Origin of the sequence: Inconstantimicrobium porci, from assembly GCF_009696465.1 — a bacterium.
In the GTDB taxonomy this organism is placed as follows: Bacteria; Bacillota; Clostridia; order Clostridiales; family Clostridiaceae; genus Inconstantimicrobium; species Inconstantimicrobium porci.
In genome coordinates this window covers 88,924-113,087 of record NZ_VULX01000007.1, presented here as the reverse complement: position 1 = coordinate 113,087, position 24,164 = coordinate 88,924, and the positions used below count along the sequence as shown (strand labels likewise).

General features: G+C 33.0%; 24 protein-coding genes, 1 other RNA gene and 2 pseudogenes. 5 read left to right on the top strand and 22 right to left on the bottom strand.

The features are described from left to right. Positions 1-30: 30 nt before the first annotated feature. Both FYJ33_RS16830 and FYJ33_RS16295 read left to right on the top strand, forming a co-directional pair. Positions 31-183 (top strand): annotated as a pseudogene (locus tag FYJ33_RS16830) (helix-turn-helix domain-containing protein); the annotation flags it as partial. A 63-nt stretch (positions 184-246) separates the two neighbouring features. Continuing rightward, positions 247-615, top strand: a pseudogene (locus FYJ33_RS16295) (IS30 family transposase); the annotation flags it as partial. A gap of 342 nt (positions 616-957) precedes the next feature. Here the strand turns inward: FYJ33_RS16295 and FYJ33_RS07105 are convergent. From FYJ33_RS07105 to FYJ33_RS07060, 10 genes are all read right to left on the bottom strand, one after another. Further along, the gene (locus FYJ33_RS07105; RefSeq protein ID WP_154531054.1) at positions 958-1,599 is read right to left on the bottom strand and encodes a sugar transferase; all 642 of its coding nucleotides are present in this window, start codon (positions 1,597-1,599) and stop codon (positions 958-960) included. A gap of 573 nt (positions 1,600-2,172) precedes the next feature. Continuing rightward, the gene (locus tag FYJ33_RS07100) at positions 2,173-2,745 is read right to left on the bottom strand and encodes an SGNH/GDSL hydrolase family protein (protein WP_328598663.1); all 573 of its coding nucleotides are present in this window, start codon (positions 2,743-2,745) and stop codon (positions 2,173-2,175) included. 2 nt (positions 2,746-2,747) lie between these two features. Continuing rightward, positions 2,748-2,993 (bottom strand): hypothetical protein, encoded by a 246-nt coding sequence (locus FYJ33_RS07095; RefSeq protein WP_154531046.1) that lies wholly within the window; start codon positions 2,991-2,993, stop codon positions 2,748-2,750. Positions 2,994-3,381: 388 nt separating this feature from the next. Then, positions 3,382-4,815 carry a DEAD/DEAH box helicase gene (locus FYJ33_RS07090; protein WP_154531045.1) on the bottom strand — a complete coding sequence of 478 codons (1,434 nt, stop codon included), beginning with the start codon at positions 4,813-4,815 and terminating at the stop codon, positions 3,382-3,384. Positions 4,816-4,843: 28 nt separating this feature from the next. Next, a complete protein-coding gene (locus FYJ33_RS07085; protein WP_154531044.1) occupies positions 4,844-5,695 on the bottom strand; it encodes a DegV family protein in 852 nt (283 codons plus the stop codon). Positions 5,696-6,038: 343 nt separating this feature from the next. Beyond that, positions 6,039-6,416: a DUF1667 domain-containing protein gene (locus FYJ33_RS07080; protein WP_235900795.1), complete on the bottom strand. Its 378-nt coding sequence runs from the start codon at positions 6,414-6,416 to the stop codon at positions 6,039-6,041. Beyond that, entirely contained in the window at positions 6,416-7,678 is a 1,263-nt protein-coding gene (locus tag FYJ33_RS07075) for an NAD(P)/FAD-dependent oxidoreductase (protein ID WP_154531043.1), read from the bottom strand. Before FYJ33_RS07075 ends, FYJ33_RS07080 begins: the two co-directional genes overlap by 1 nt. 48 nt (positions 7,679-7,726) lie before the next feature. Next, complete coding sequence (locus FYJ33_RS07070; RefSeq protein WP_154531042.1) at positions 7,727-9,157, bottom strand: NAD(P)/FAD-dependent oxidoreductase; 1,431 nt, start codon at positions 9,155-9,157, stop codon at positions 7,727-7,729. Positions 9,158-9,213: 56 nt separating this feature from the next. After that, on the bottom strand, positions 9,214-10,707 hold the full coding sequence (glpK, locus tag FYJ33_RS07065) for a glycerol kinase GlpK (protein ID WP_154531041.1): 1,494 nt from the start codon (positions 10,705-10,707) through the stop codon (positions 9,214-9,216). A gap of 183 nt (positions 10,708-10,890) precedes the next feature. Then, a complete protein-coding gene (locus FYJ33_RS07060; RefSeq protein ID WP_154531040.1) occupies positions 10,891-11,802 on the bottom strand; it encodes an IS1/IS1595 family N-terminal zinc-binding domain-containing protein in 912 nt (303 codons plus the stop codon). Positions 11,803-12,145: 343 nt separating this feature from the next. On the opposite strand from FYJ33_RS07060, the gene FYJ33_RS07055 reads away from it, so the two are divergent. Beyond that, the gene (locus FYJ33_RS07055; protein ID WP_154531039.1) at positions 12,146-12,979 is read left to right on the top strand and encodes a CvfB family protein; all 834 of its coding nucleotides are present in this window, start codon (positions 12,146-12,148) and stop codon (positions 12,977-12,979) included. A gap of 250 nt (positions 12,980-13,229) precedes the next feature. On the opposite strand, the gene FYJ33_RS07050 is transcribed toward FYJ33_RS07055, so the two are convergent. From FYJ33_RS07050 to FYJ33_RS07035, 4 genes are all read right to left on the bottom strand, one after another. After that, entirely contained in the window at positions 13,230-13,667 is a 438-nt protein-coding gene (locus FYJ33_RS07050) for an ACT domain-containing protein (RefSeq protein WP_154531038.1), read from the bottom strand. 133 nt (positions 13,668-13,800) lie between these two features. Continuing rightward, positions 13,801-14,265: a hypothetical protein gene (locus tag FYJ33_RS07045; RefSeq protein WP_154531037.1), complete on the bottom strand. Its 465-nt coding sequence runs from the start codon at positions 14,263-14,265 to the stop codon at positions 13,801-13,803. Between the two features lie 19 nt (positions 14,266-14,284). Continuing rightward, positions 14,285-15,529: an amidase domain-containing protein gene (locus tag FYJ33_RS07040; protein ID WP_235900794.1), complete on the bottom strand. Its 1,245-nt coding sequence runs from the start codon at positions 15,527-15,529 to the stop codon at positions 14,285-14,287. Between the two features lie 13 nt (positions 15,530-15,542). After that, positions 15,543-16,460 carry a M15 family metallopeptidase gene (locus FYJ33_RS07035; RefSeq protein WP_154531036.1) on the bottom strand — a complete coding sequence of 306 codons (918 nt, stop codon included), beginning with the start codon at positions 16,458-16,460 and terminating at the stop codon, positions 15,543-15,545. Between the two features lie 263 nt (positions 16,461-16,723). Here FYJ33_RS07035 and FYJ33_RS07030 point away from each other — a divergent pair, with 263 nt between their 5' ends. After that, a complete protein-coding gene (locus FYJ33_RS07030) occupies positions 16,724-17,218 on the top strand; it encodes a CarD family transcriptional regulator (protein ID WP_154531035.1) in 495 nt (164 codons plus the stop codon). 101 nt (positions 17,219-17,319) lie between these two features. Here the strand turns inward: FYJ33_RS07030 and FYJ33_RS07025 are convergent, their stop codons facing one another. After that, on the bottom strand, positions 17,320-17,532 hold the full coding sequence (locus tag FYJ33_RS07025; RefSeq protein ID WP_154531034.1) for a hypothetical protein: 213 nt from the start codon (positions 17,530-17,532) through the stop codon (positions 17,320-17,322). A 187-nt stretch (positions 17,533-17,719) separates the two neighbouring features. Between FYJ33_RS07025 and FYJ33_RS07020 the strand changes: the two genes are divergently transcribed. Beyond that, entirely contained in the window at positions 17,720-18,793 is a 1,074-nt protein-coding gene (locus FYJ33_RS07020) for a pyridoxal phosphate-dependent aminotransferase (RefSeq protein ID WP_154531033.1), read from the top strand. Between the two features lie 236 nt (positions 18,794-19,029). On the opposite strand, the gene rnpB is transcribed toward FYJ33_RS07020, so the two are convergent. The 7 genes from rnpB to FYJ33_RS06985 form a co-directional block, all read right to left on the bottom strand. After that, positions 19,030-19,384, bottom strand: an RNA gene (rnpB, locus tag FYJ33_RS07015) — RNase P RNA component class A. A gap of 75 nt (positions 19,385-19,459) precedes the next feature. After that, positions 19,460-19,624: a hypothetical protein gene (locus tag FYJ33_RS07010; protein ID WP_154531032.1), complete on the bottom strand. Its 165-nt coding sequence runs from the start codon at positions 19,622-19,624 to the stop codon at positions 19,460-19,462. Positions 19,625-19,705: 81 nt separating this feature from the next. Further along, on the bottom strand, positions 19,706-21,040 hold the full coding sequence (locus tag FYJ33_RS07005) for an MATE family efflux transporter (protein WP_206046634.1): 1,335 nt from the start codon (positions 21,038-21,040) through the stop codon (positions 19,706-19,708). Positions 21,041-21,188: 148 nt separating this feature from the next. Continuing rightward, a complete protein-coding gene (locus tag FYJ33_RS07000; RefSeq protein WP_154531030.1) occupies positions 21,189-21,533 on the bottom strand; it encodes a hypothetical protein in 345 nt (114 codons plus the stop codon). 122 nt (positions 21,534-21,655) lie between these two features. Continuing rightward, the gene (locus FYJ33_RS06995; RefSeq protein ID WP_277643926.1) at positions 21,656-22,345 is read right to left on the bottom strand and encodes a radical SAM protein; all 690 of its coding nucleotides are present in this window, start codon (positions 22,343-22,345) and stop codon (positions 21,656-21,658) included. A gap of 11 nt (positions 22,346-22,356) precedes the next feature. Beyond that, a complete protein-coding gene (locus FYJ33_RS06990; RefSeq protein WP_154531029.1) occupies positions 22,357-22,932 on the bottom strand; it encodes an ECF transporter S component in 576 nt (191 codons plus the stop codon). 11 nt (positions 22,933-22,943) lie between these two features. After that, positions 22,944-23,921 (bottom strand): nucleoside hydrolase, encoded by a 978-nt coding sequence (locus FYJ33_RS06985; protein WP_277643927.1) that lies wholly within the window; start codon positions 23,919-23,921, stop codon positions 22,944-22,946. Between the last annotated feature and the right edge of the window lie 243 nt (positions 23,922-24,164).

Sequence of the window (24,164 nt, the reverse complement as noted above, 5' to 3'; positions counted from 1 at the left end):
GAAACCAAAATAACAAGGAGGATAATCACTATGAATTACCCAAATCATAACACAGAATCACGTAAAAATAAACACTTGAATTTCAAAGAGCGCATGACTATAGAAATACGCCTTGCAGACGGTTGCTCTGCATATAAAATTGCCAAAGAATTGCAAAGACCAATCAATACTATTATCAATGAAATCCGTCGTGGAACTACTACTCAAATCAAGCAAGGAAAACATGTTGAAATGTACCTTGCAGATACTGGTGAATCAGTTACCGAAGCCTTTAACTATCTTAAAGATGTCTATGGAACTCAGTTTAGCAAGGTTTTTAAAAGCATTACTGGGGATAATGGTTCTGAATTTGCAGACTTATCCACACTTGAAAATCACACTGAAACTAAGGTCTATTACACACATCCTTATTCATCATTTGAAAAAGGCACAAATGAGCGTCATAATGGGCTAATACGTCGATTTATCCCCAAGGGAAAGCGTATATCTGATTATAGTGTTGATAACATAGGGTTTATTGAAGAATGGATGAACACTCTTCCACGTAAAATCTTAGACTACCGAACTCCAGAGGAGCTTTTTGAAAAGTACCTCGATGAGATCTATTCAGCTTAAAAATTCAAGGGTTCAAATGGAAAAATAAAATTAGTTCAATTTGTTATTGCAATTTATCGACGTATACTCATCTATATTCTTAATTAATTTTTCAACATCATTATAATTATTGTAGGAAACAATTGAAATACTTAAATCCAACTTATTCATAGATTTTTCTCCATTTACTTTTTTATTATTCCTTAGTAATTGTGTTTATTAACAATATACTCTATATCGCCTCAATACACTCAAAACCATCACATAAATATACAGAATCTGTAGAGCATATATACTAACCCTAAATTCTATATATTTTGAAATATAAATCTTAACTATATTATGCATTACTCTTATTAATTTCTAGTATGCATGCTTATCACCAAACAGTACAAAAAATGTTTTAAAGATAAGTTTTATATCTACTAAAACACTTCTTTCTCTTACATATTTGATATCAAGCTTCATCCAATCTTCGAAATCTATATCATTTCGTCCACTTACCTGCCAATAGCAAGTTAATCCTGGCTTAACATTAAGTCTTTCTTTCATCCACGGTTCAAACTTTTCTACTTCATGTGGAAGACTTGGTCTTGGTCCCACAAGACTCATTTCACCTTTTAGTACATTTATTAATTGAGGCAATTCATCTATAGAAGTCTTTCTTATAAATTTTCCAACCCTGGTAACTCTAGGATCATCTTTCATCTTGAACATCGGTCCTGACATTTCATTTTCTTTAAGTAACTTATCTTTCATCTTTTCAGCTCCATTAACCATAGACCTAAGCTTGTAGATTTTAAATTTTTTCCCATGTTTCCCCACACGATACTGACTATAAACAGCTCTGCCAGGTGAATCAATTCTTATCACAATAGCAGTTATTAATAAAAGCGGTGATAAAAAAATTAGTCCAAAAAGAGATAGTACAATATCTGCAAATCTTTTTACCACCTTGTAAATTGTACCTTTATCATCACTTAAATCATTCTGTTCATAATCCATTGTGACACCATCATACAACAAACATTCCCCCTTAGCTTTCACCTCTAAACACTTATATTTCAACAAATTTCCAGGATAATTATATATTCTCACACTCTACATGTAAAATATTTCTTTAATTTTATTATTATTATTATTATTATTATGTATAAAATAAATATTTTGTGTATAAATATAATTTATATATTTTTAAAACATTTAAATGAATTACACATAAAATATACTATAACAACATATTTTTATTGTCAAACTCATATTTTTCTCTATTTTACTAATTTTTTACAATAGATTTATATATTTTTTATAAATTTATAGTTTACACCTCTTAATTTCCATATATTTGTGATTAACGTTTTCTTTTCGAATTATGAAAATCTTTTTTTGTCTTTTTTTGACATTATTTTTATAAACTTTTTTCCAATTCACAATAAATTTATATTGTTTTAAAACAAAATTTCATTAGTAAAATATAAGCATGTTTAATGTATCTTTTTGCAAAGAAAAAGCCATCGTACTATTTTCAGTGCGATGGCCCTTCATTTTAATCCCTATATTACAATATTATAAAAACATTTAGTTTGTCATTATTCCAAACACTTTTACTGTCTTCTTGGCATCTACATTTTTTTCAATTATCTTATATATAGCATTTGCATACACTTCATATCCTTTATCGTTTGGATGAAGCTTGTCTGCCAACATGTCTTTCTTGCTTAGCGGTGAATCATTATACGCTGCTATACCATCCATCATATCAAGATTATAATTCTTGCTTACATCTTTAATGATATCTACGAAATTCTTATTTTCCATTGTATTTTCAAGAACAGTAATTATTTCGCCTTTAGCATTTTTCTTTTTCAGCTCTCTGATAACTTCTTCATATGTGCCACTGAACTGATCCTTTGTTGTAACATACTGATCACTTCCTCCGAAGCAGACAATTGCAAGATCAAAATCTTTTATGTCATTCTTCATGATATCACTGTAGCCTTTATATGCAATAGCTGAATCTTCAGAAATATTATCTATTGTACATTTGTTTTTATATTTATCTTCTATAAGTTTCTTAACTTTTACATCCCATGCAGCATCGTCTTTAGTCTTTCCTAAGCTCTTTCCAATACTGTCTCCTACAACAAGGATTTTTATATCTTTTCCTGACTGTAACTTACATATACATCAAGAGTGTCTTCTTTTTCCTTATCAGCTTTCTTGTTAGTACTTTCACCAGGCTTCTTAGCTGAAGCTGTATTCTTAGCTTCGTATATTTTAACATCCTCAATATCCTTAGCTCTTGCCTTTTTATCATTTTTAATTCCAAGTGTAATAACACCTATAGTCAAAATAAGCAATACCATTATTATTACATTTGATTTAAAACCTTTACTCACTTTTCTTTTCTCCCTAATTGTATTTTTTCACCTATAATATATCATCTTAAGGCAAAACATGTCAATTATCTGCAATTTAATCTATGCTTTGTTTTTCGTATAAAAAAATTCCGCCTTTATAGACGGAATTAAATTTCTCAATCTTTTATTTTTTCCTGTTCTTCCTTAGGTTATTCCTTTCCTGCACATCCTGCTATTGATGCTGTCATGCATATAATCATAAAATGATGCTATTTTTCTGATTTTTTTCTTGTAACATGTCTCTGTCCCCTTTCTTTATTTAAACATTAATTATTTACTTTTCCCTACATATACGCCTGTTAGCCAACCGTGTTGATGAATTTTTATCAACACAATGGGCTAACAGCATTATAAATTTTTTACTAGGCTACTTCGCTATCTGTACCTTAAGTTTCTTGCCTTTTATAGTACTTTTACTAAGCCCACTAAGTACTTTATTACCTTTTCCATTAAGTATCTCTACATAAGAAACATTGTCCTGTATATCGATAATTCCTATGTCATCACCAGTAAGCCCTTCAATGCTGCATACAGCACCAACAATATCTCCGGCTCTGATCTTTTTCTTCTTGCCGCCGTTCATATAAATTTTCATTATACCCTTATTAAGAGCATTCTGCTTAGTATTTTTTGCTTTCGGCTTCTGTGCAATTCTCTTCTTAAATTCATCTAGTGAAGCTGCAGCTTCTTCATTATCGATTGGCTGTGCTTCTTCAATTTCAAATCCAATATACTGCTGTATTTCATCAAAGAATCTGTCTTCAAAAGGTGTAACGAAAGTTATTGCTGTACCTTTCTTACCAGCACGTCCTGTTCTTCCTATTCTGTGCACATAGCTTTCTTTTTCCATCGGAACATCAATGTTGATTACTTCTGTTATGTCCTCAACATCAATTCCTCTCGCAGCAACATCTGTCGCTACAAGAAATGGGAACTTTCCTTTCTTGAAATTATCCATAGCTTCAAGTCTTTCATTCTGCATCATGCCACCATGAATCTTTTCACATGGATAGTTTTTCTTCTTCATAAAGTTATAAACCTTATCAACATTATCCTTAGTTCTACAGAACATTATGCATGTTTCCGGATTAGTTGTGATAAGTACTTTTTCAAGGAGATCAAGCTTATCATTTTCCTTAACTTCATAATACTTATGAGTTATCCTGTCAGAAATCATATTCTGCGCTTCTATCTCAACTTTTTTTACATTCTTCATATACTTTTTACATAATACTTCTATTTCCTCGGGAATAGTTGCTGAGAAAAGCATTGTAACTCTATCTTTTGGCAATGATTTTATGATACTTTCCACCTGGTCAATAAATCCCATGTTAAGCATCTCATCAGCTTCATCTATAATAAGATATTTAATCTTTTCAAGCTTTAAAGTTCCTCTTTCAATATGATCCATAGTTCTTCCTGGAGTACCAACAACTACATGAGTTCTCTGCTTAAGTGCTCTTTCCTGCATTGAGAAAGGCTGCTTGCCATATACCGGTACAGCTTTTATTCTCTTAAACTTACCGATATTTGAAACATCCTCTTTTATCTGTACGCATAACTCTCTTGTTGGTGAAAGAATAAGTGCCTGTGGTGCATTCTCCTCCCATACTATTTTCTCACAGACAGGTATGGCAAAAGATGCAGTCTTACCGCTTCCAGTTTGAGACTTAACTAAAAGGTCGTTATCCTTAAGTGCAAGTGGCAGCACCTTCTCCTGTACTTCAGAAGGCTTCTTGTATCCAAGAAGTTCTATTGATTTAAGTATTTCATCACAAAGACCGTAATCTTTAAAGTTCATCTATTCATTACCTCGTTTATATAAATTGTTAATTTTCAGTGTAGTATGCTATTCCAATACTTCCTGGTCCAACATGTAGTCCGATAACTGGTCCTATTGAACATACTCTTGCCTTTATGCCTAAAGCTTCTTCAATTCTATCTGCCAGATGCTGTCCTTCTTCCTCTATATTAATATGATGTACAACAACTTCTTTAATCTTCTTAGTTTTTGACACTTCCATAATATGATTCAAAAGTCTGTCTACTGCTTTTTTCTTAGTTCTTACCTTATCAAAAACTGTAGTCTTTCCATCAACAACTGTAAGTATAGGTTTTATCTGAAGAATTGAACCAAATAAAGCTGCTGCTCCTCCAATTCTTCCACCTTTCTTAAGATATGTAAGAGTATCAGGAAGGAACAAGAATTCACTATGATTCTTTACAAATTCTGCTCTTTCAACAACCTCTTCAATTGCTGCTCCTTCTTCGGCTTTCTTTGCTGCTTCTATTGCAACAAAGCCCATCTGCATGCAGTTTGTTCTTGAATCAATTATTTCAATCTTTGCATTTTCATATTTTTCAAGAATCATATTTTTCACAAGATGTGCACTTGAATATGTACCACTCATGTCTGATGATATCACTACTGCAACAACATCATTTCCTTCTTTAACTATATTTTCAAATGCAGTATACATTTCATCTATACTTGGCTGTGATGAAGTTGGTATTTCACCTTTTTCGTCCATCTCCTTATAAAATGTACTGTTATCAATGTCAATTTCTCTTACACTTTCATCTCCAAAAATAAAATTAAGCGATATAGTTGATATATCATATTGTTTCTTAATATCCTCTGGAATATAACTTGTGCTGTCTACAACTATTTTTACTGCCATAACTTCATCCTCCATGATTAATTTTTCCATATATACTATTATTTTTGCTATTTTTCTTCTTTTATATACTAAGCATTATACACATCTATTTTAAGAATGTAAAACAAAGTGGAAGGACAAGCCCTCCACTCTGTTGAATTAATCTTCTTTCTTGTACCTATACCCCTGTTAGCCTACAGTGTTGATGCTCATAGTATTTATTTCTATTTTTCTCAGCTAGACGTCTGTTAGCCTACAGTGTTGATATTTTATTTATTATTTCTTATTAGCTTTCAACACGGTGGGCTAACAGCTATAGAGTCTCTCAAAATATTATTTCACAAGGCCCAAATTCCATGTTTTGTCACAAAACATCCATACTTCTTGATGAAATTACATTGACTCCTGTATCAAGCAGATTTTCTATGATTGTCTGCCCTTCCTTAACTGGAGCTTTTACAGTAGTTTTATTTATTTCCTTAATAGCTTCAAACATCAACTCTTTAGGAATTTCTTTTTCAGTTCTTACTGGCAACACATTATGCTTAGCCCCTTCTATCCTGATAGTTGTTGTAATAATCCTTACTGGATGTGTTAGTTCGCTTATGCCATACTTAGCTCCTCTAGGACATTTATTGCCCTTTACTGTTTTTTCTTCTAAATTTATAGAAAGGTGACATCCATTAGGGCAGCATATGCATATTAATTCTTTTTCTTTATCATTTTCCATAGTATCACTCATTATTTTTCAGCCCCCTTCACATCTTCAAGAGAAATTGTTACTTCCTGATGAATATTTTCAAGCTGTTTCTTTGTAATGATAAGCTTCTGCATTTCTGATGGTACAATATGTGACTTTTTAAACTCCGCAATAACTTTATTGCCGCTTCTTACTACAAGCACCTTATCCTTATATACGTTATTAACTCTAAAAAATACGATAAGTTTATCCTCTACATTCTGAACATTAACCTTTTGAGGTACTGTATAGTTTACCGCATTACCATTTTTAATTTCAATAAAATTATCTTCATTAAGTTCACCTTTAAGGTATCTTGCCGCATTTCTTCCTGCTCTTGTTGATTCCTCAGTAACAAAATCAACTAGGTCATGAACATGAACAACATTACCACAGGCAAATATTCCATCTTTGCTTGTTTCCATGCTTTCATTTACAAGAATTCCATTTGTTCTATTATCAAGATTAATACCTGCATTTTTAGACAACTCATTTTCAGGAATAAGTCCAACTGAAAGCAATAAAGTATCACATTCAAAATCCATTTCTGTACCCTTTATAGGCCTTCTGTCTTCACCTACCTTGGCAATAGTTACTTTCTCAAGTCGATCTTTTCCCTGAACATCAATAATTGTATGTGAAAGATAAAGGGGAATATTGTAGTCATCTAAACACTGAACGATATTTCTGTTAAGCCCGTTTGAATAAGGCATAAGTTCTACAACGGCTTTAACATGAGCCCCTTCAAGAGTCATTCTTCTTGCCATGATAAGCCCTATATCACCAGAACCAAGTATTACAACTTCCTTACCTACCATGTATCCTTCCATGTTTATATATCTCTGTGCTGCTCCCGCAGTAAATATTCCAGATGGTCTGTCTCCTGGCATATTTATAGCTCCTCTTGTTCTTTCCCTGCATCCCATTGCAAGGATGATAGCTTTTGCTTCTATATTCATATACCCATCTTTACTGTTAATTGCATGTATAATCTTGTCTTCTATACTTAAAACCATGGTATCAAGCTTTACTTCAATATCAGTTTTTTCTACCATATCAATAAATCTCTGTGCATATTGTGGTCCAGTAAGTTCTTCATTAAATGTATGAAGTCCAAAGCCATTGTGAATACACTGGTTAAGTATACCGCCTAGTTCCTTATCCCTTTCGATGATAACAATACTTTTTACTCCATTATTGTATGCTTCATATGCAGCACCAAGGCCTGCAGGACCTCCACCAATTACAACTAAATCATACTTCATAATATATCAAGCTCCTTAAATCATATTTTCCCTGCTACTTAGTAAATCTTACTTTGTTTTTCCTGTAAGGATGTATGATCCCGACTTTTCCTGTACAATCTCTGTCATATCTCTGTTAAGCTCTCTTGATAGAATCTCCTGAACTCTTGGTCCGCAGAAACCTCCCTGACATCTACCCATTCCTGGTCTGCACCTTCTTTTCACACCATCTACAGTTGTAGCACCTAAAGTTCTGTGTATGCATTCAAGTATTTCACCTTCTGTAATGCTTTCGCATCTGCAGATTATTCTGCCGAAACTTGAATCCTTCTTAATCAATTCATCTTTTTCCTGCTCAGAAAGCTCCATAAAGTGTGTCTGTTTTCTCACTGGATTAAATGACTTGTTTTCTTCATGAGATAATCCCTTATCCTGCAGCATCTTAACAACATGTACTGCAATTGCAGGTGCTGAACTTAATCCTGGTGACTTAATTCCTGCTACATCGAAGAAGTTAGGAACATCCTTTGCTTCTTCAATGATAAAATCATCTCTGTCAGACATTGCTCTAAGTCCTGAGAAATTTCTTATCTCTTCCCTGTAATTTATAGCTTTTGTTGTTCTTTCCGCAATCTTTCTAACATAATCAAGTCCACTTAATGTTGTCTTCATGTTTTCAACATCATCAATGTCTTCTGAACTTGGTCCTACAAGAAGATTTCCATGTACAGTTGGAGTTACAAGCACTCCTTTTCCTTTCTTTGATGGACACTGGAAAATAGTATGGCTGAATAATTTACCTTGGCTCTTATCCATAACATAATATTCTCCTCTTCTTGGATGAATCTCAAATGAAGGCTCTGCAATCATGTTATGAATCTTGTCAGCAAATAATCCTGCTACATTGATAACATATTCTGCTTCAACAGACTCTCCATTCTTAAATGATATTCTGAATCCCTTTTCTGTCTTTTCTATTTTTGAAACTTCAGCAGATAACTTTATGTCTCCGCCGTTGTCTAAGCCATTTTCAACTAGTGCTATTGTTAATTCAAATGGCCCTACGATTGCTCCGCTTGCTGCAAGCAGTGCTCCTTTAACATCCTCACTTAAATTAGGCTCAAGTTTTCTAGCTTCTTCAGAATTAAGCACTTTTAATCCTGCAACTTTGTTTTTAGTACCATTTTCATATAGTCTGTTTATTTCCTGCATGTCATCATCGTCAAACCCTATAATAAGTGACCCATTCTTTTTATAGGGAACGCTCAGTTCACTGCAGATTTTTTCAAACATCTTACTACCTTCTACGTTAAGCTTAGCCATCTGTGTTCCATTTTCAGGATCATATCCTGCGTGGACAATTGCTGAATTTGCTTTTGATGTTCCCATGGATACATCATTTTCTTTTTCAATAATAACTGTCTTAACATTATATCTAGTAAGTTCTCTGAATATTGACGCACCAATCACGCCGGCTCCTATAACTGCTACATCATACATTTCTCAATTCCTCCATACATTTCATGTGTACTTTAATGAATTTCTGATTATCTATTTTAGTCTTCCCATGCCATTGACCTTGACACTGCTTTTTTCCACTTTGAATAATATTTTTTCATAATTTCTTCATCTTCCTGTGGAATAAAGCTCTTTTCTTTATACCAAAGCTTTGAAATTTCATCCCTGCTGCTCCAGAAACCAACTGCCAGTCCCGCAAGATATGCTGCACCAAGTGCTGTTGTTTCTGTAATAATTGGTCTTATTACTTCTTTTCTAATAAGATCTGATTGGAACTGCAGAAGGAAGTTGTTCCTGCTTGCTCCCCCATCTACTTTTAAACTTGTAATTTTTATTCCTGAATCTTCTATCATGGTGTTCATAACATCAGCAGTCTGATATGCTATCGCCTCCAGTGCTGCCCTTATTATATGATTCCTATTTGTTCCTCTTGTTATGCCATGTATCGAACCTCTTGCATACATATCCCAGTATGGTGCTCCAAGTCCCACAAATGCAGGGACAACATAAACACCGCCATTATCTTTAACTTTTTTAGCAAAATACTCACTGTCAGCTGCATCATTAATGAGCTTCATTTCATCTCTCAGCCACTGGATTATAGCTCCTCCTATAAATACTGATCCTTCAAGTGCGTACTGTACTTTGCCATCTATGCCAATAGCTATTGTAGTAAGAAGTCCATTTTTACTTTCAATAGGCTTCTCACCAGTATTCATAAGCAAAAAACATCCAGTTCCATAAGTATTCTTTGCACTGCCTTTTTCAAAGCACGCCTGTCCAAACAATGCTGCCTGCTGATCTCCTGCAATTCCTGAGATAAGCACTTCGCATCCTAAGTTTCCTCCAATATTAGCTGTACCATAAACCTCTGAAGAATTCCTAACTTCAGGCATCATTGAAACGGGTATATCGAAATAATCAAGCAGCTTTTTGTCCCATTTTAATTCTTTTATATTAAACAGCATTGTTCTAGCTGCATTTGTATAATCTGTTATGTGTATTCTGCCATCTGTAAGTTTCCAAACAAGCCATGAATCTACTGTTCCAAATAGTAGTTCACCTTTTTCAGCTTTTTCTCTTGCTCCTTCAACATTATCGAGTATCCATTTTATTTTTGTTGCAGAAAAATACGCATCAACTACAAGCCCAGTGTTCTTCTTTATATAATCTGCTATACCGTCTTCTTCAATCCTTTTGCATATATCTGCAGTTCTTCTGCACTGCCATACAATCGCATTGTAAACAGGTTTACCAGTATTCTTATCCCAGACAATTGTTGTCTCCCTTTGGTTTGTTATACCGATTGCTGCAACATCCTCAACTGTTATAGCTGCCTTTGCTATAACTTCCTGAAGCACACTATACTGACTTGCCCAAATGCTCATAGCATCCTGTTCAACCCATCCTTCTTTAGGATAAATCTGCTGGAATTCCTTCTGAGCAATCCCCTGAATATTAAGTTCTTTATCAAAAATTATAGCTCTTGAACTTGTTGTTCCTTGATCTAATGCAATTACATATTTCTTCATAATAACATGATACATCCCCTTCCAACGATATATATATCTTATATCTTATATCTTATATTTTATATCTTGACTATCAGTTTTAAGTATATTCACCTCACAATAAGTCCATTTTTTTCAGCCTCTCCCACTAACCTATTGTTCTGTTAGCCAATTGTGTTGAAATGTCATTCTATATATACAATACTAAACTAATTTTATACTATCAAAATCTCTTTCTCTCATCATATCATTAGATATAAAGAAGTTTTTATACAAATTTTCAAATATTCCTTTGCAGCAATCATTATTAATTAGCTTGATAACATAAAGAATAGAATAAAAGTTGATATACCGTGTTGCTACCCCGCAGAAGCTTTTGGTAAAATTGATAAAACTTCGACCCTGCATAACAGCCTTTTTATTATCCAGGTGACTGTATATACTAAATCTTCTCCCCTGAGCCATATTCATCTTTAAACTATTTTCACGGGCAAATTGAACATAACTCATATTTCTGGCAGTAGTTATAATTGAATTAATTTTTATTTTTCCCTTAAGAACATGATCGAGATTAGTTTTCCTAATAAAAGGCTCGTCTATTCCAATAACCATTCTGCTATTATTGTCCACACAACTTAATATCCTAATTTCATTATTATCATCTTTATAATCAAGCTTTCCATGATGATTACCCTTATAATTCTTTTCCATCACAGTTTCACCAATTTCTACTTCATTGCAAAACTCAACATTCAATACTTTGCTTTTTACAGCGTGCAATATCTTATGACGCCACTGAAATGCTGTTGTCAGCGATATCTTTAATTTTGATGAAATTTCCCTTAATGTATCACTTTTGGACATGCATTCTATGTATTCAATCCACTTGTTTATAGCCTTTTTACTATTATAAATAGGAGTACCAGTTGTTTCACTAAATGTCCTCCCACAATTTTTACATATGTATCTTTTTCTCCCTTGAGATGTATAGCCATATTTGCTTATATTTTGATTCCTACAATAAGGACAACCTGTTTTCTTAATAATACTGTGCACTTCCATATTAAATTTATCAAAATCAATAATAAAATCATCATCTTGATAATCATAAATCATGTACATTCCTCCTTTGCGAATGTATGTTCTTATTGTGATTATTGCCACAAATAAAAACATTATTCATCAAGAAGATTCATTATTAATTTTTTTGCTACACTCTTGGATAACAGGCTAGTACTATTAATACTATCTTAATTTCAACACTGTAGGCTAACAGGGAGATAGCATTTAAAATATGGACTTCAATACTATATTTCAATACTGTGGGATAACAGGCTCATAGGCTGTTAAAAACACTTCTAAAGTGTTCCCTCTTTTTGCATATTTCTTTGCCCCCTATCCTTTTTAACAGACTTATGATAAAATTAAGATTAGACTTTAATTTAGGAAGGTGAATTTTTTGATAAAAATTGGTGAATATAATTCTCTTGAAGTTATAAAAGAAACCAATTTCGGTTTCTATCTAGGCGAAAAAGACGGAAACGAAGAAATACTAATACCAAAAGGGAACATAATAGATACACTAGAAGTTGGAGACATTAAAAAATTCTTTGTTTACAGGGATTCAGAAGACAGACCAGTAGCGACAATGAAAAATCCTGTAGCAAAGGTTGGAGATATTGCATCTCTTAAGGTTGTTTCAAAAACGAAGATAGGATTCTTTGTTGATATAGGACTTGAAAAGGATGTGCTTGTACCATTCAGAGAAATAACTTATCCCATAGACGTTAATAAGTCTTATATGTTCTATGTATATCTTGATAAGACTGGAAGAATAGCTGCAACACCTCGTATTGACAAAAAGCTTCAGTACTTCTCTCCATATAAAGTTGGTGAAAAGGTTACAGCAACAGTTTATGACTTCTCTGAAAACGGAAGTGCGCTTGTAGGAGTTGAAAATACATATAGAGGATTAATCCTTAAAAGCGAATACTTCACAAGACTTAGAAAAGGTGAAGTTGTTATTGCAAAAGTAAAGAAAATCTACGAAGACGGAACTTTATCTCTTTCAATGAGACTTAACACTATAAGAGAAGAAAGAGTATCTCTTGAAGATAAGATTCTAGAATACTTAAAGAGCCATGACGGAGTAATGGCATATTGTGATAAGTCTTCTCCTGAGGCTATAAGAAACGAATTCCAGACTTCTAAGAACTATTTTAAAAACGCATTGGGCGGATTAATGAAGAAAAAGCTTATCAGACAGGATAATGAACACACATACTTACTTTAATGCAAAATTGAAAATTGGTGATGAAACTCCCTTTGAGAGATTTCGAGAAAAGATGAGAATTCTCCTCTTTAAAACTCTTCTTTTAATTATCAATAAAAAGGGGCTGTCGCATTAGCAGTTAAAAACTGCTGGCGGCAAGCTCCTTCTTTCATATACATTTTTTTAAATTCTACATAAAAAAAGAGCCGCTACACAACTAATTTCTAATTAGTTGTGCGACAGCCCCTTTTTGTATATGAAATTATATTTTTTATTCTAATGCAATCAAATCTACTCTCTCAACTGCATCAATGTTTTTAAGATAGTCAAGCATGCTTATTGCATCACCCTGTATTGTTGAAATATCCATTGTAATTGTAACATTTGCACGTCCATTTATTGGAATACTCTGATCTATGGTGATTATATTACCACCTTTTTCGGCCACAAGACTTAATATCTGCGACAGCGCACCCTTCTTGTGACCAAGAATCATAGAGAAAGTACACTTTTTACCAATATCGCTTTCTGAAAAATCGAATACAAAATCCTTATATTTATAAAACGCACTTCTACTGATTCCAACTTTTTGTGTTGCTTCTGTAATTTCTTTAACCTGGCCATCCCTAAGAAGTGCCTTAGCATCGGCTACTTTCTCATACACTTCTGGTAAAGCTCTTTTATCAATTATTAAATAATTTCCGTTCATCTTGCACCTGCCAATCTCTTGGTTTCTTACTATACTAAGTATTTTATACAATAACTTTATAATATCATAAAATCAGTATACACTTAAATATAGAATTTTTCCATAGCTTTACAAAACTATATAGAGATGCATGTTAGATATAGAACTCTACATTATTATCATTACACCATGACTTTGCCATCTCTTCATAGTATGAATCCTCAAAATCATGGAATTCATCAAACATATTTTCACTTTGAAGAAGATTTCTAAACCTTCCAGGTGAAGGTGAATCCTTCAATTCATCATAAAACTTATATCTTACAGATTCATCTTCTATTCCATCAATAAAAGCAATTATTGCATCATTTTCATTAATTGTAGTTTCATCTGGAAGACGGATAAATCTTTCATGGTTATTATCTGCAAGAACAAGTTTTGCCATTTCAACTTGATCAAGAATCCATTCCTCCTCAAGAATCTTTCCTTCCATAGCAGCTTTCATGGCTTCACTCATTATAGCCTCTAAATCACCAGTCTTTTTATCAACATATACATAAACTCCTGCAATACAATTTTGTAAATGCTCAATTATGTATTCAAGTTTAACTTTACTCATTTAAACAACTACCTTCCTATTAATAGTGGACACGCACAAGCCAGAATTTAATATTATCATTACTCCATCCAAGATCCCATGGAACCTGCCTTCTATCAGTATTATGGCATGTTACAAGTGTATAACCCTTAGAGTCAGCACCAGTAACCATTGATATATGGATAACATCACCCTTTTTCTCATAAGCCACAAAATCACCAGGAAGAAGCTTGTAAGACGCCTTATAAACTTTATCATAACTTCCATGAGCTATAACTGATGCCCTGCCACTGTAAATCATGTAATCCTTAAAACCATCAGCATTTACCCATGCACGTGATGCTCCCTTACGATCAACATTCCATGAAGAATTCATCCTAAAGCCTGCACCTTCATGAAGCATCTGAGATGCAAAATCTGCACAGTCACCGCCTTCTGAATTATAATTCTTGTACTTTTTATTATAATTAAAGCCGGTGCCTTCATCATTACCAGCACCACAGTACTCAAGTCCATATTCGACACACTTTTTTCTTTTCTCATTTATATCGGATAAATCCCTTGCTTCATGTGATAAGATATATTTTTTTATAGGTTCTGTTTTCAACTTTCTTAAATCAAGAGAATCTCCAAATGGATCCTTATACCACTCTTTGATAATTATCCAGTTGCCATTCTTCTTCACAAGCTGAATTATGTGATATGTCCCAATTCTACACTTGTTTATTATATCATCCTCACCCTCGTAATGATACTTATATTCTGTTGAACAGCTAAGATTAACAGAAGCAGATTTTTCGTCTACACTGATTTTTCTAATTAGAATCTGAGGAGTTATATCAGTAAAAACAGCTCCCTGCTTTTCTCCCCAGTTCTTTATATACTTCATTTTTCTTTCCTCATACTCATATGCCCATAATCCATATGTAGTGTTTTTATTGTATATGTGTCCAACAAGTGAAAGATCCTGATTTATTATCGCCTTATTCCTTGCAATAAAAAGCGTATTGATAAATTCAGTAACTTCCTTCTTTAATTCAGCTTTACGTACCTTCTTCTCCTCTTCTGTAAGTTTATCATCCTTTTTGGCATGGTCATTAGTTCCAGCATCACTACTACTCCTATCTTTGCCATTTAAATTACTGCTTTCTGCATTACTTTTAACTGTATTATTATCAGCATACTTAGCATCACCATTAGAATTTTCATCATACCCATAAGCAGTCATAGGAAAGACAGTCATAACAGCCAGCATAATTGATATTATTTTCAGCTTTTTATTCATGAATACCCCTCTTTTACTTTAGTTTTTCATCTATAATACTTATGTATTTCTTCACAATTTCGTCTTCTTCATTAACTCCTTTGTACCATACATCGTCTGTACACTTATCACCGAAATACTTAGCTTTAAATATTATTTCCGGTCTGTATTCAAAATGCATTATGTCAAAATATCCCCACTTTCCACCCCATATAAAGTTATTGCTTTCAAAAATCTCAATAAGCTTTTCAGGATATGAAGCAATCCTTTTAGTTGCATCCTTAGGATTTGACCATTTCCAGTAATCATTTTTGTTAGTCTTTAAATCAATAGCAATCCCATATGCATGTGCACTGAGCCTGCCAGTTCCCCTTACGAATCTATAATTATAGCCACCACTTGTTGGATATACATATGCTGAAATTCTACCATCACTCACAGATGATGAATTTATCTCCTTAAATACTTTTTTAAGTGATGAAGCTGCACCATTATTTTTAGAAAAACCATTATTACCTATATATTCTATCTGTTTTTGTATTTCACCTTCTGATTTTCCATAAACCTCCGCCATCAATTGATATGAACGTATCCTTCCAGGATTAAAGTTTTTTGGCTGAACGCTCTTAATTGGGCCAAGAATATATGTCTGTTCCATCATATCCTTAAGAGTACCTCTTTCAAGCTTTTCATCCTCGGATTTTGACCTCATATCATCGTATAAAATCTTTTTACCGCTTTTCATAACAAGATAAACTTTGTCACCATTCTTTTCTACATCTGAAACGTAGTCTTTATATGAAACAGCAATTGAAAGCAGGTCCCTCTTCATATTTATCTCGTACGAATTACTATTGTCACTATTTTCAAATGATAATGCATCGTAAGTTTTTATATTAAAAAATAATAATTGCAAAATAAACAAGCTAATTATCCTATATTTTTTCTTCATCTTTCGTGCTCCTTTCTTCTTATATAGTTACCAATACACATATTTTCTATGTAGTTTTTTTGAATTTTGAATTTATCTCACTTCATTTTCACAAAAGACCAAATCACTACTTTTACATATACCGGTATAGTTAAAAATTTATTCACACATTGTACGTTGACAAGCATACAATATGATGATATACTTAAAAATTTATATATTTTTTCTATTTTGTGGTATAATAATAATATACAAAAAAATTCATATATAAGGAGGTAATTTTCTTGTTTAATATAGGTGATAGGATTGTTTATCCAAGACAAGGCGTAGGCGTAATTAACCTGATAGAAGAAAAAGAATTCAATGGTAAATTACAGAAATACTACAACATTCAGATTTTACATAATAGCTTAAAGCTCATGCTGCCAGCAAGTAGCGCAGAAACTTGCCACTTAAGGCATATCAGCGATGAAAAGGAACTTGATGATATGCTTTATGAAATCAATAATTATCACTGTGCTCCGATTGAGGCACCAAGGACAAGAGCAATTTCAAAAGAAAGATTACAAAATAATACCGATAAAATCAAAAAAGGAACTCTAAAAAATTGTGCTGAAGTAATATGTGAACTTACCGAAGCCAACAAGACACATCCATTAAATACAAGTGAAAAAGAACTTCTAAATAATACAAAAAAAATAATTGTTGATGAAATTAGTTTAGTTAAACATATAAGTGTCCACGAAGCATCTGATCTTTTAAATAATTCTCTAAATTAGTACAGATAATATTATAGGATTCAAAATGAAGAAATTATCTTTTTTAATCTTAAGATCACTTCTTTTCATACGAATCCTATTGTTTTTTAATTACTATATGTTTATTCTGCAAGTTTTAATAAAGTGAGGCTTCCTTGTTCCTTACTCTGAAGCAAAACCTTATTATACAGCTCTTTCCACTCATCAGGCGAAGTAACTCCAGCCCTATCCTCCTCTTTTGGATTTTCTTCATAATATGTCTTAGAAAAAATTAATTCACTACGCAGAGCTTCAATTATCCTAAGAGCATCCATTTCTTTAAGCTCAAATTTCATTCCACTCCTCCTATTTTCACACATTAATCTCAAGTAAAATGATTAATCTTTCCACTTTCTATATATATAATATTCTACCTAAATATCCTTTTTCCTCTATTAATATTGGTGTTTTTTTCTTATAGGTATATAATCTTATTTATATGGATACCATTCATATGAATTATTCATTAAAGGAGTGTTCAAAATGACTATTAAACATGGTGCAAACCTATTTGATTTAGCAAAAGAATTGCATATAGAAAAGTCCAGCATAATGGACTTTAGTTCAAATATAAATCCATTTGGTTCATCCGTAAAAGCAAAAAAGGTTGTAGCAGAAAATATGGATGCTGTTTCAATTTATCCCGACCCTGATTACGTTAACTTAAAAAAATCAATTTCAGAATATGCTTCATGCAGCCCTGAAAACATAATTCTAGGCTCAGGAGCAACAGAACTTATTTCAAAGTATATTTCATTCATCAATCCTAAAAATGCACTTTTGATATGCCCTGCTTACTCTGAATATGAAAGAGAGTTAAATAAACATAACTGTAACATTTATAAATACCTTGCTCAAAAAGAAAAAGATTTTAAAATTGATATTCATGATCTTGTTGATACTATTAACAATAATCACTGCGACTTTTTAATACTGTGCAACCCAAATAACCCTACAGGCTTTGCTTTCACAAATGAAGAAGTTAAATTTATTTTAAGCAGCACTTCATGCTATGTTATGGTTGATGAAACTTATGTTGAATTTACTGACAAGGCTAAGTATTCCTGTAGCCAGCTTATAGACTCTTTTTCGAAGCTGTTTGTAATAAGAGGCACTTCAAAGTTCTTCTCTACTCCAGGCATAAGACTTGGCTATGCACTTTTATCTGATAAAGATGTACACCAGAAGATTCAGGATACTCTTGACTTGTGGAACATCAATATTTTTGCTTCAATGATGGGGGAAATAATGTTTGTTGATAATGATTTTATTTCTTCAACAGTTGATAAAATCAAAAAAGAACGTAATTACTTAACTGATTCACTTAAATTACTTAACGGCATCAAAGTTTATGATAGTTTTGGAAACTTTATCTTATGCGAAATATGTTCTAAGGCTGTTACTTCAGCCAGCCTTTATGACTCAATGGCTAAAAAGGGAATTATAATCAGAGATTGTTCTTCATTTGGTCTTGGTGATTACTTTTTCAGGGTATGTGTGTTAAAACATGATGAAAATGAGAAACTTATAGCAGAACTCACTAAAGTTTTATCATAGAAAGAATTTTCTAAACTATATATTTTAATACCTAAGAACCTGTTAGCCCACTGTGTTGATTGATTACATTTTAACAATCAACACGGTGGGCTAACAGCTATATAAGTATAAAAATATTACATTAAATTTATTATGTATTTTCTTTTTTATTATACTTCTATCATTTTAAATACTTAATTAAAATGAAAAATAATAAAATAAAAAAACATCAGGCTTGAACCTGATGTTTTCCATAGTTAACGAGATAAGTCTATAAGCCGAGTTCTGTATTAAGCAATCATCTATCTAGACATACTGTTACCAGCATGTTCAAGCGACGCACCCGGAAGCGGGACGGGCTACCCCATAATGCTTCTCTATTCGGTCTTGCTCCAAGTGGGGTTTACATAGCCATATAGTCACCTATATGCTGGTGAGCTCTTACCTCACCTTTCCACCCTTGCCATAAGCTCTGGTAAAAACTTAGGCGGTATATCTCTGTTGCACTTTCCTTCGAGTCACCTCGACTGGCCGTTAACCAGCACCCTGCCCTGTGGAGCTCGGACTTTCCTCTCCTAAACAAAGTTTAGCAGCGATTGCCTGGCTTACTCGCAAGACTTATCTTATCATATTTATTATGCCTTTGCAAACTTTTTTAAGATAAATCTTATTCCACTCTAAGCAAAACTATACATTCGTCTTATCATCAAGTGCAGATTCATCATCACTAAAGTTGCCTTTATATTCTATATCTTTAGAGCTTAATATCTTTTTCTTATCTTCCATACTTAATGGATCAACACTATTTGTAATGCTTAAATCATTTTTCATCATTTTGTATTCTTTTTCCATAAGTCTCGTCTCCAATCTTATATGATAATTATATTCTTATCTTGTACAAAAATTTTATTCATATATCATAGAGACAGTGTGTTAAATAAGCTTCATCTTCCTCCACTTGCCTTTTTTCCATCTTACAAGCATAAGTATTCCTCTAAACCATTCATCAGCAGCACACGCTATCCATACACCTAACAGTGCCAAATTCATCTTTAGCCCAAGCACATATGAAAGCACTACTGAAATTCCCCACATTGATATTACTCCCCAAAATACAGGAAACTTTACATCTCCAGCCGCCTTAAGAGAATCAATAATTATTACATTAAATACCCTGCCTATTTCCAAAATTATATCACAAGCAAGAACAATTGCTGCTACCGAAAGAATTTCTTTATTAGTTGTGAATATACCAACAAGATAACCACTAAATACTGCACATATACTTGAAACAATTAACGATGTAACTATCCCTACCTTTAAACTATACATACACGCTTTATATGCATCATCTTTTTGTTTTGCACCAATCTTATTTCCTACAAGAATGCTTGTCCCCTGTCCTATAGCAGATGAAAAGGCTATTGTAAACATAGTTATATTTCCTATATAAGCTCTGGCAGTAAGCATAAGACTTCCCATAGTAGAAATAATTGATGTTATTACAAGCTGCGAAATATTGTATGCAAGATTTTCACCTGCACTGGGAATACCTATTTTTAATATCTTTTTCAATATTTCAAATGGAAATGGAACTAGTGCTTTAATGGATATATTCTTGTTTATTTTAACTACAAGTAGTATAATTGCAAACACACTCATTATAGCCTTACTTAGTGTTGTAGAAATAGCTGCTCCCCTTACACCCATTGCAGGAAATCCAAAAGCACCAAATATAAGTATGTAGTTTCCCACTATATTAATCACATTAACTGTCACTGATATATTCATAGCAACTTTAGTGTGTCCCGTACTAGTAACTATAGCTCCTGTTGTATTCAGCAGTGCCTGAAAAACTGACCCTGCTCCAACAATAACAAGATACTGCACGGCATACTCCATAATTTCCTGAGGCACATTCATAAGCTTAAAAATACTTCTACTGCAGACAACAAGAACAACACTGAATATTATTCCCATTACTGCATTAAAAAGAAGAGATACAGAAGCTACAATACCTACATTTTTCTCATCCTGAGCTCCTTTGTACTGTGCACACAAAATAGAAGTACCTACAGAAATCACTGCAAATAGAATCTGAACAAAATTTAATACCTGATTGCTGACACTGACTGCAGCAACTGCATTATCTGAATACCGGCTTAACATCAATGTATCAACCATACCAAGAACCATAAAAAGAATGGTCTGAATGAATAACGGCCATGTAAGCCTAATTAATTCCTTTCTTATTGTACTATTGTCCATAAAGTTACCCCCTATAATCATTCTCGATGTCTTCAACTTGATAACATTTATTCTCATAAATGCCTAATTACAGTATACATTATAGATATCTTTCATTAAAGAATATTATTGTAATAACCCCTGCACAATAGTAACCTCCACATATTGATTACGAAAGGACCACATATATAAGAAGTCCAATAAGTATAATTGCTGCTATTGGTATTCCAATTCTGCTTATGACGAAAAGCAGACCCAGCATTCCTATTATACAGAACAATGAATTAAGTTTGTCCTTTTTCATAATCTTCTTATTCCACTTTTTCAAATTAAATGATTTGCCATGACCTCCAATTGATACTTTTTTATGGTTACTAAATACATCCTTTATATCATTAGCAAGATTCTTCAAATCGCCAGAAATGTCCCCTGAAGACTCAGAGCTGCCTTTATCAGTATTACTTTCACTGTACATTCTATAATATCTGCTGTCTTTCCTCTTTTTCCTTGACATAAAAAACACCACCATATAATCATATTTATATATATGATTAAAAGCGGTATCATTACAACATATTTATTAAACTAAGTTTATACTTCTAAAAGATTAGAGATTAGAACTAGGAGGTAAGAGAATTAGTCTCCTACTCCAAAATCTGTGTTTTCAAAGAGTACTTCTATATGATCATATTTTTCCAGGAATCTGTATTCCTTTGAGAACCACTCAATAAGTTCTTCATCTCTTTCAATAGGCGTTGTATTTGGTGTAAATATATTTATAGTTGCATAATCAAAGTTCTTAAGCACTATATCAATGTCTTTCTTAATCATTTCTTTAGTCTGACCTTTGATTCCAACCATAAGACATACTGATTGAAAGTACTGTTTTACCTCTTCATATGTCGCAAATCTGGCATTTTTATTTAAAAATCCGTTTCTAAAATCATTGTCAAAACTTTCAACACCAATTTTAAATACTATGGGAATACCAAAGAAATCCTTCATTTCTTGAAGTCTGTTTCTATAACACCAGTGGCTTTCAAAAAACAGTTTCTTTATCTTCTTTTCTACTACAACTTTCTTTATATACTGAAGAGTATCTTGTGGTATTTCAAAGCAGCTTCCTGAATTAATTACTTCAAGCACGCCATATTTACCAGTGACTTTATCAAGCTGTTCCTTGTTTACTTTTGTCATTTCCTCTTCATCAGTTGAGTTATCATCTATATAATCGCAAAAACTGCATTTTCCCCATACACATGGATGAGCTTTGAGAAGCACTATTTCTCTTTTGTTCTTGTTTTCTATAACATTATATCTGTCCACTTCTTAACCACCTATTCCTGAACAGCACTTATCTTTATACGTTTCTGTGGCTTTAAAGATTCAGGCAGCGCCTTAAGCACAACTGTAACTACAAAAACTGCCACAGCCTTATCGATAATATCTGTAAAGATCTGAGTTGAAAATACTGCCTTAAATACATCTACACCCATATTCTTAAGTACTGCAACTATATATGCAGAACCTGATGATGTTACACCATTAAAAACAAATGCTGCTATCGCTGATGAAAATATTGAACCAAGCACTGTTACAATAATAGTAGCTGGAACTATCTTAACACCTTTAAACATTCCATGCTTGTATAACATTCCCGCTGAGAAGCCCACTATAATCTGTACAGGCATAAAGTATAATGATGGCGGATCAAAACTTATACCATTGACCAATGATGTAAGTCCTCCTGCTATAGCTCCATATAAAGGTCCAAAAAGGAATGAAGCCATAAATGTTCCTATTGTATCAAGATATATAGGTAGTTTAAACTGCAAAGCTAAAAATGCTCCTACAATATTTATGACAATGCATACTGGCAGGTAAGTAATTAATTTTATTTTATTATCTTTCATATTTTTTCTCCTTAAAATAATCCATATTTTTCATTGTTAAGCACTATATCAATATCTTTCTCATTATTCTTAAATATTCTCTTTAAGAACATCTGCATAAATCTTTTACTGTCCACCTTTGTCAGCACTAAACAATTACTATTCTTTCTGTAAAAATCACCCTCATCAACTAGCAGTCCGCCAATAGCTTTTCCCTCTGTAACTATATCAACATAATATTCACTGCCGCTGCATAAAGTCCTGTCAATAAAATATGCCACAGCTAACGGATCATTTATTACGCAGCCAAGTGTTCTTTCCTGTTTCCAGTGAAAATCAACATAGAACCTTGTAATATCATGAATAAAATCACCCTTTTCATCATGAAACTGCTTGATCATTTCTCTTAAATTTGGAGTAAGAACAATTTCCCTTGTAACATCAAGTGTAACCATAGTAAGCGGAACTTTTGAATTATGAAGCACATACTCCACAGAATCAGGATCTACCCAGTAATTAAACTCAGCTACCTGTGAGCAGTTTCCAAAACTTTTAAACGCTCCACCCATTGAGACTATTTCCTTAATTTTATGGAATGTATCTTTATCCTTTTCAAGAGCTTTTGCAAGATTCATAAATGGTCCTAGAGCAATAATACTTAATTCTTCCTGACTAGCCACCTTTAATATAAAGTCTACAGCTCCTCTTTTAACTTCCAAATCTATTTCCGGAATGTTTGTCTCACCAAGTCCATCTTCACCATGTGTATCCTCAGCAGTTATGAGTTCTCTTTTCCTTGGATATGCTTCTCCCATATATACTGGCACATCAAGCCTGTCCATAAGTTTCAATACTTTCAGTGCATTCTTATATCCTTTTTCATTAATGACATTTCCCGAAACAATTGTAATACCAACAACCTCAATTTCTTTGCTGCTTAACGCCAACATTATAGCAAGAGAATCATCAATGCCAGGATCACAGTCTATAATAACCTTCTTTTTATTCACTTTATCACCTCACTTTTATATTTAAGATAAGAGAGTAGAGCTAACGGATAAGAGAAAAGGATAGCGAACAAATTTCATCTCGTTCTCTTATCTCTACTCTCTTATCTCATATCTTGATAAAAAAAGCTTATATACCTGTTAGCCCACAGTGTTGAAACCATATTTTATCAACACAAGACACAGATATATAAGCTTTAACCCAGAAAAAAACTGCTGCACTAAAGAATATAGTACAGCAGTAAA

Excerpts from the sequence above, each read along its gene's own strand:
- FYJ33_RS07060 (WP_154531040.1), bottom strand. The coding sequence starts at position 11,802 with ATGATTTATGATTATCAAGATGATGATTTTATTATTGATTTTGATAAA.
- FYJ33_RS06990 (WP_154531029.1), bottom strand. The coding sequence starts at position 22,932 with ATGAAAGATAATAAAATAAAATTAATTACTTACCTGCCAGTATGCATT.
- FYJ33_RS07035 (WP_154531036.1), bottom strand. The coding sequence starts at position 16,460 with ATGAAGAAAAAATATAGGATAATTAGCTTGTTTATTTTGCAATTATTA.
- FYJ33_RS07045 (WP_154531037.1), bottom strand. The coding sequence starts at position 14,265 with ATGAGTAAAGTTAAACTTGAATACATAATTGAGCATTTACAAAATTGT.
- FYJ33_RS07020 (WP_154531033.1), top strand. The coding sequence starts at position 17,720 with ATGACTATTAAACATGGTGCAAACCTATTTGATTTAGCAAAAGAATTG.
- FYJ33_RS07105 (WP_154531054.1), bottom strand. The coding sequence starts at position 1,599 with ATGGATTATGAACAGAATGATTTAAGTGATGATAAAGGTACAATTTAC.
- FYJ33_RS07040 (WP_235900794.1), bottom strand. The coding sequence starts at position 15,529 with ATGAATAAAAAGCTGAAAATAATATCAATTATGCTGGCTGTTATGACT.
- glpK (WP_154531041.1), bottom strand. The coding sequence starts at position 10,707 with ATGAAGAAATATGTAATTGCATTAGATCAAGGAACAACAAGTTCAAGA.
- FYJ33_RS07050 (WP_154531038.1), bottom strand. The coding sequence starts at position 13,667 with ATGAACGGAAATTATTTAATAATTGATAAAAGAGCTTTACCAGAAGTG.
- FYJ33_RS07085 (WP_154531044.1), bottom strand. The coding sequence starts at position 5,695 with ATGGCAGTAAAAATAGTTGTAGACAGCACAAGTTATATTCCAGAGGAT.
- FYJ33_RS07070 (WP_154531042.1), bottom strand. The coding sequence starts at position 9,157 with ATGTATGATGTAGCAGTTATAGGAGCCGGCGTGATTGGTGCGTCAATA.
- FYJ33_RS07025 (WP_154531034.1), bottom strand. The coding sequence starts at position 17,532 with ATGAAATTTGAGCTTAAAGAAATGGATGCTCTTAGGATAATTGAAGCT.
- FYJ33_RS07075 (WP_154531043.1), bottom strand. The coding sequence starts at position 7,678 with ATGAAGTATGATTTAGTTGTAATTGGTGGAGGTCCTGCAGGCCTTGGT.
- FYJ33_RS07090 (WP_154531045.1), bottom strand. The coding sequence starts at position 4,815 with ATGAACTTTAAAGATTACGGTCTTTGTGATGAAATACTTAAATCAATA.
- FYJ33_RS07005 (WP_206046634.1), bottom strand. The coding sequence starts at position 21,040 with ATGGACAATAGTACAATAAGAAAGGAATTAATTAGGCTTACATGGCCG.
- FYJ33_RS07010 (WP_154531032.1), bottom strand. The coding sequence starts at position 19,624 with ATGGAAAAAGAATACAAAATGATGAAAAATGATTTAAGCATTACAAAT.
- FYJ33_RS07080 (WP_235900795.1), bottom strand. The coding sequence starts at position 6,416 with ATGAGTGATACTATGGAAAATGATAAAGAAAAAGAATTAATATGCATA.
- FYJ33_RS07000 (WP_154531030.1), bottom strand. The coding sequence starts at position 21,533 with ATGTCAAGGAAAAAGAGGAAAGACAGCAGATATTATAGAATGTACAGT.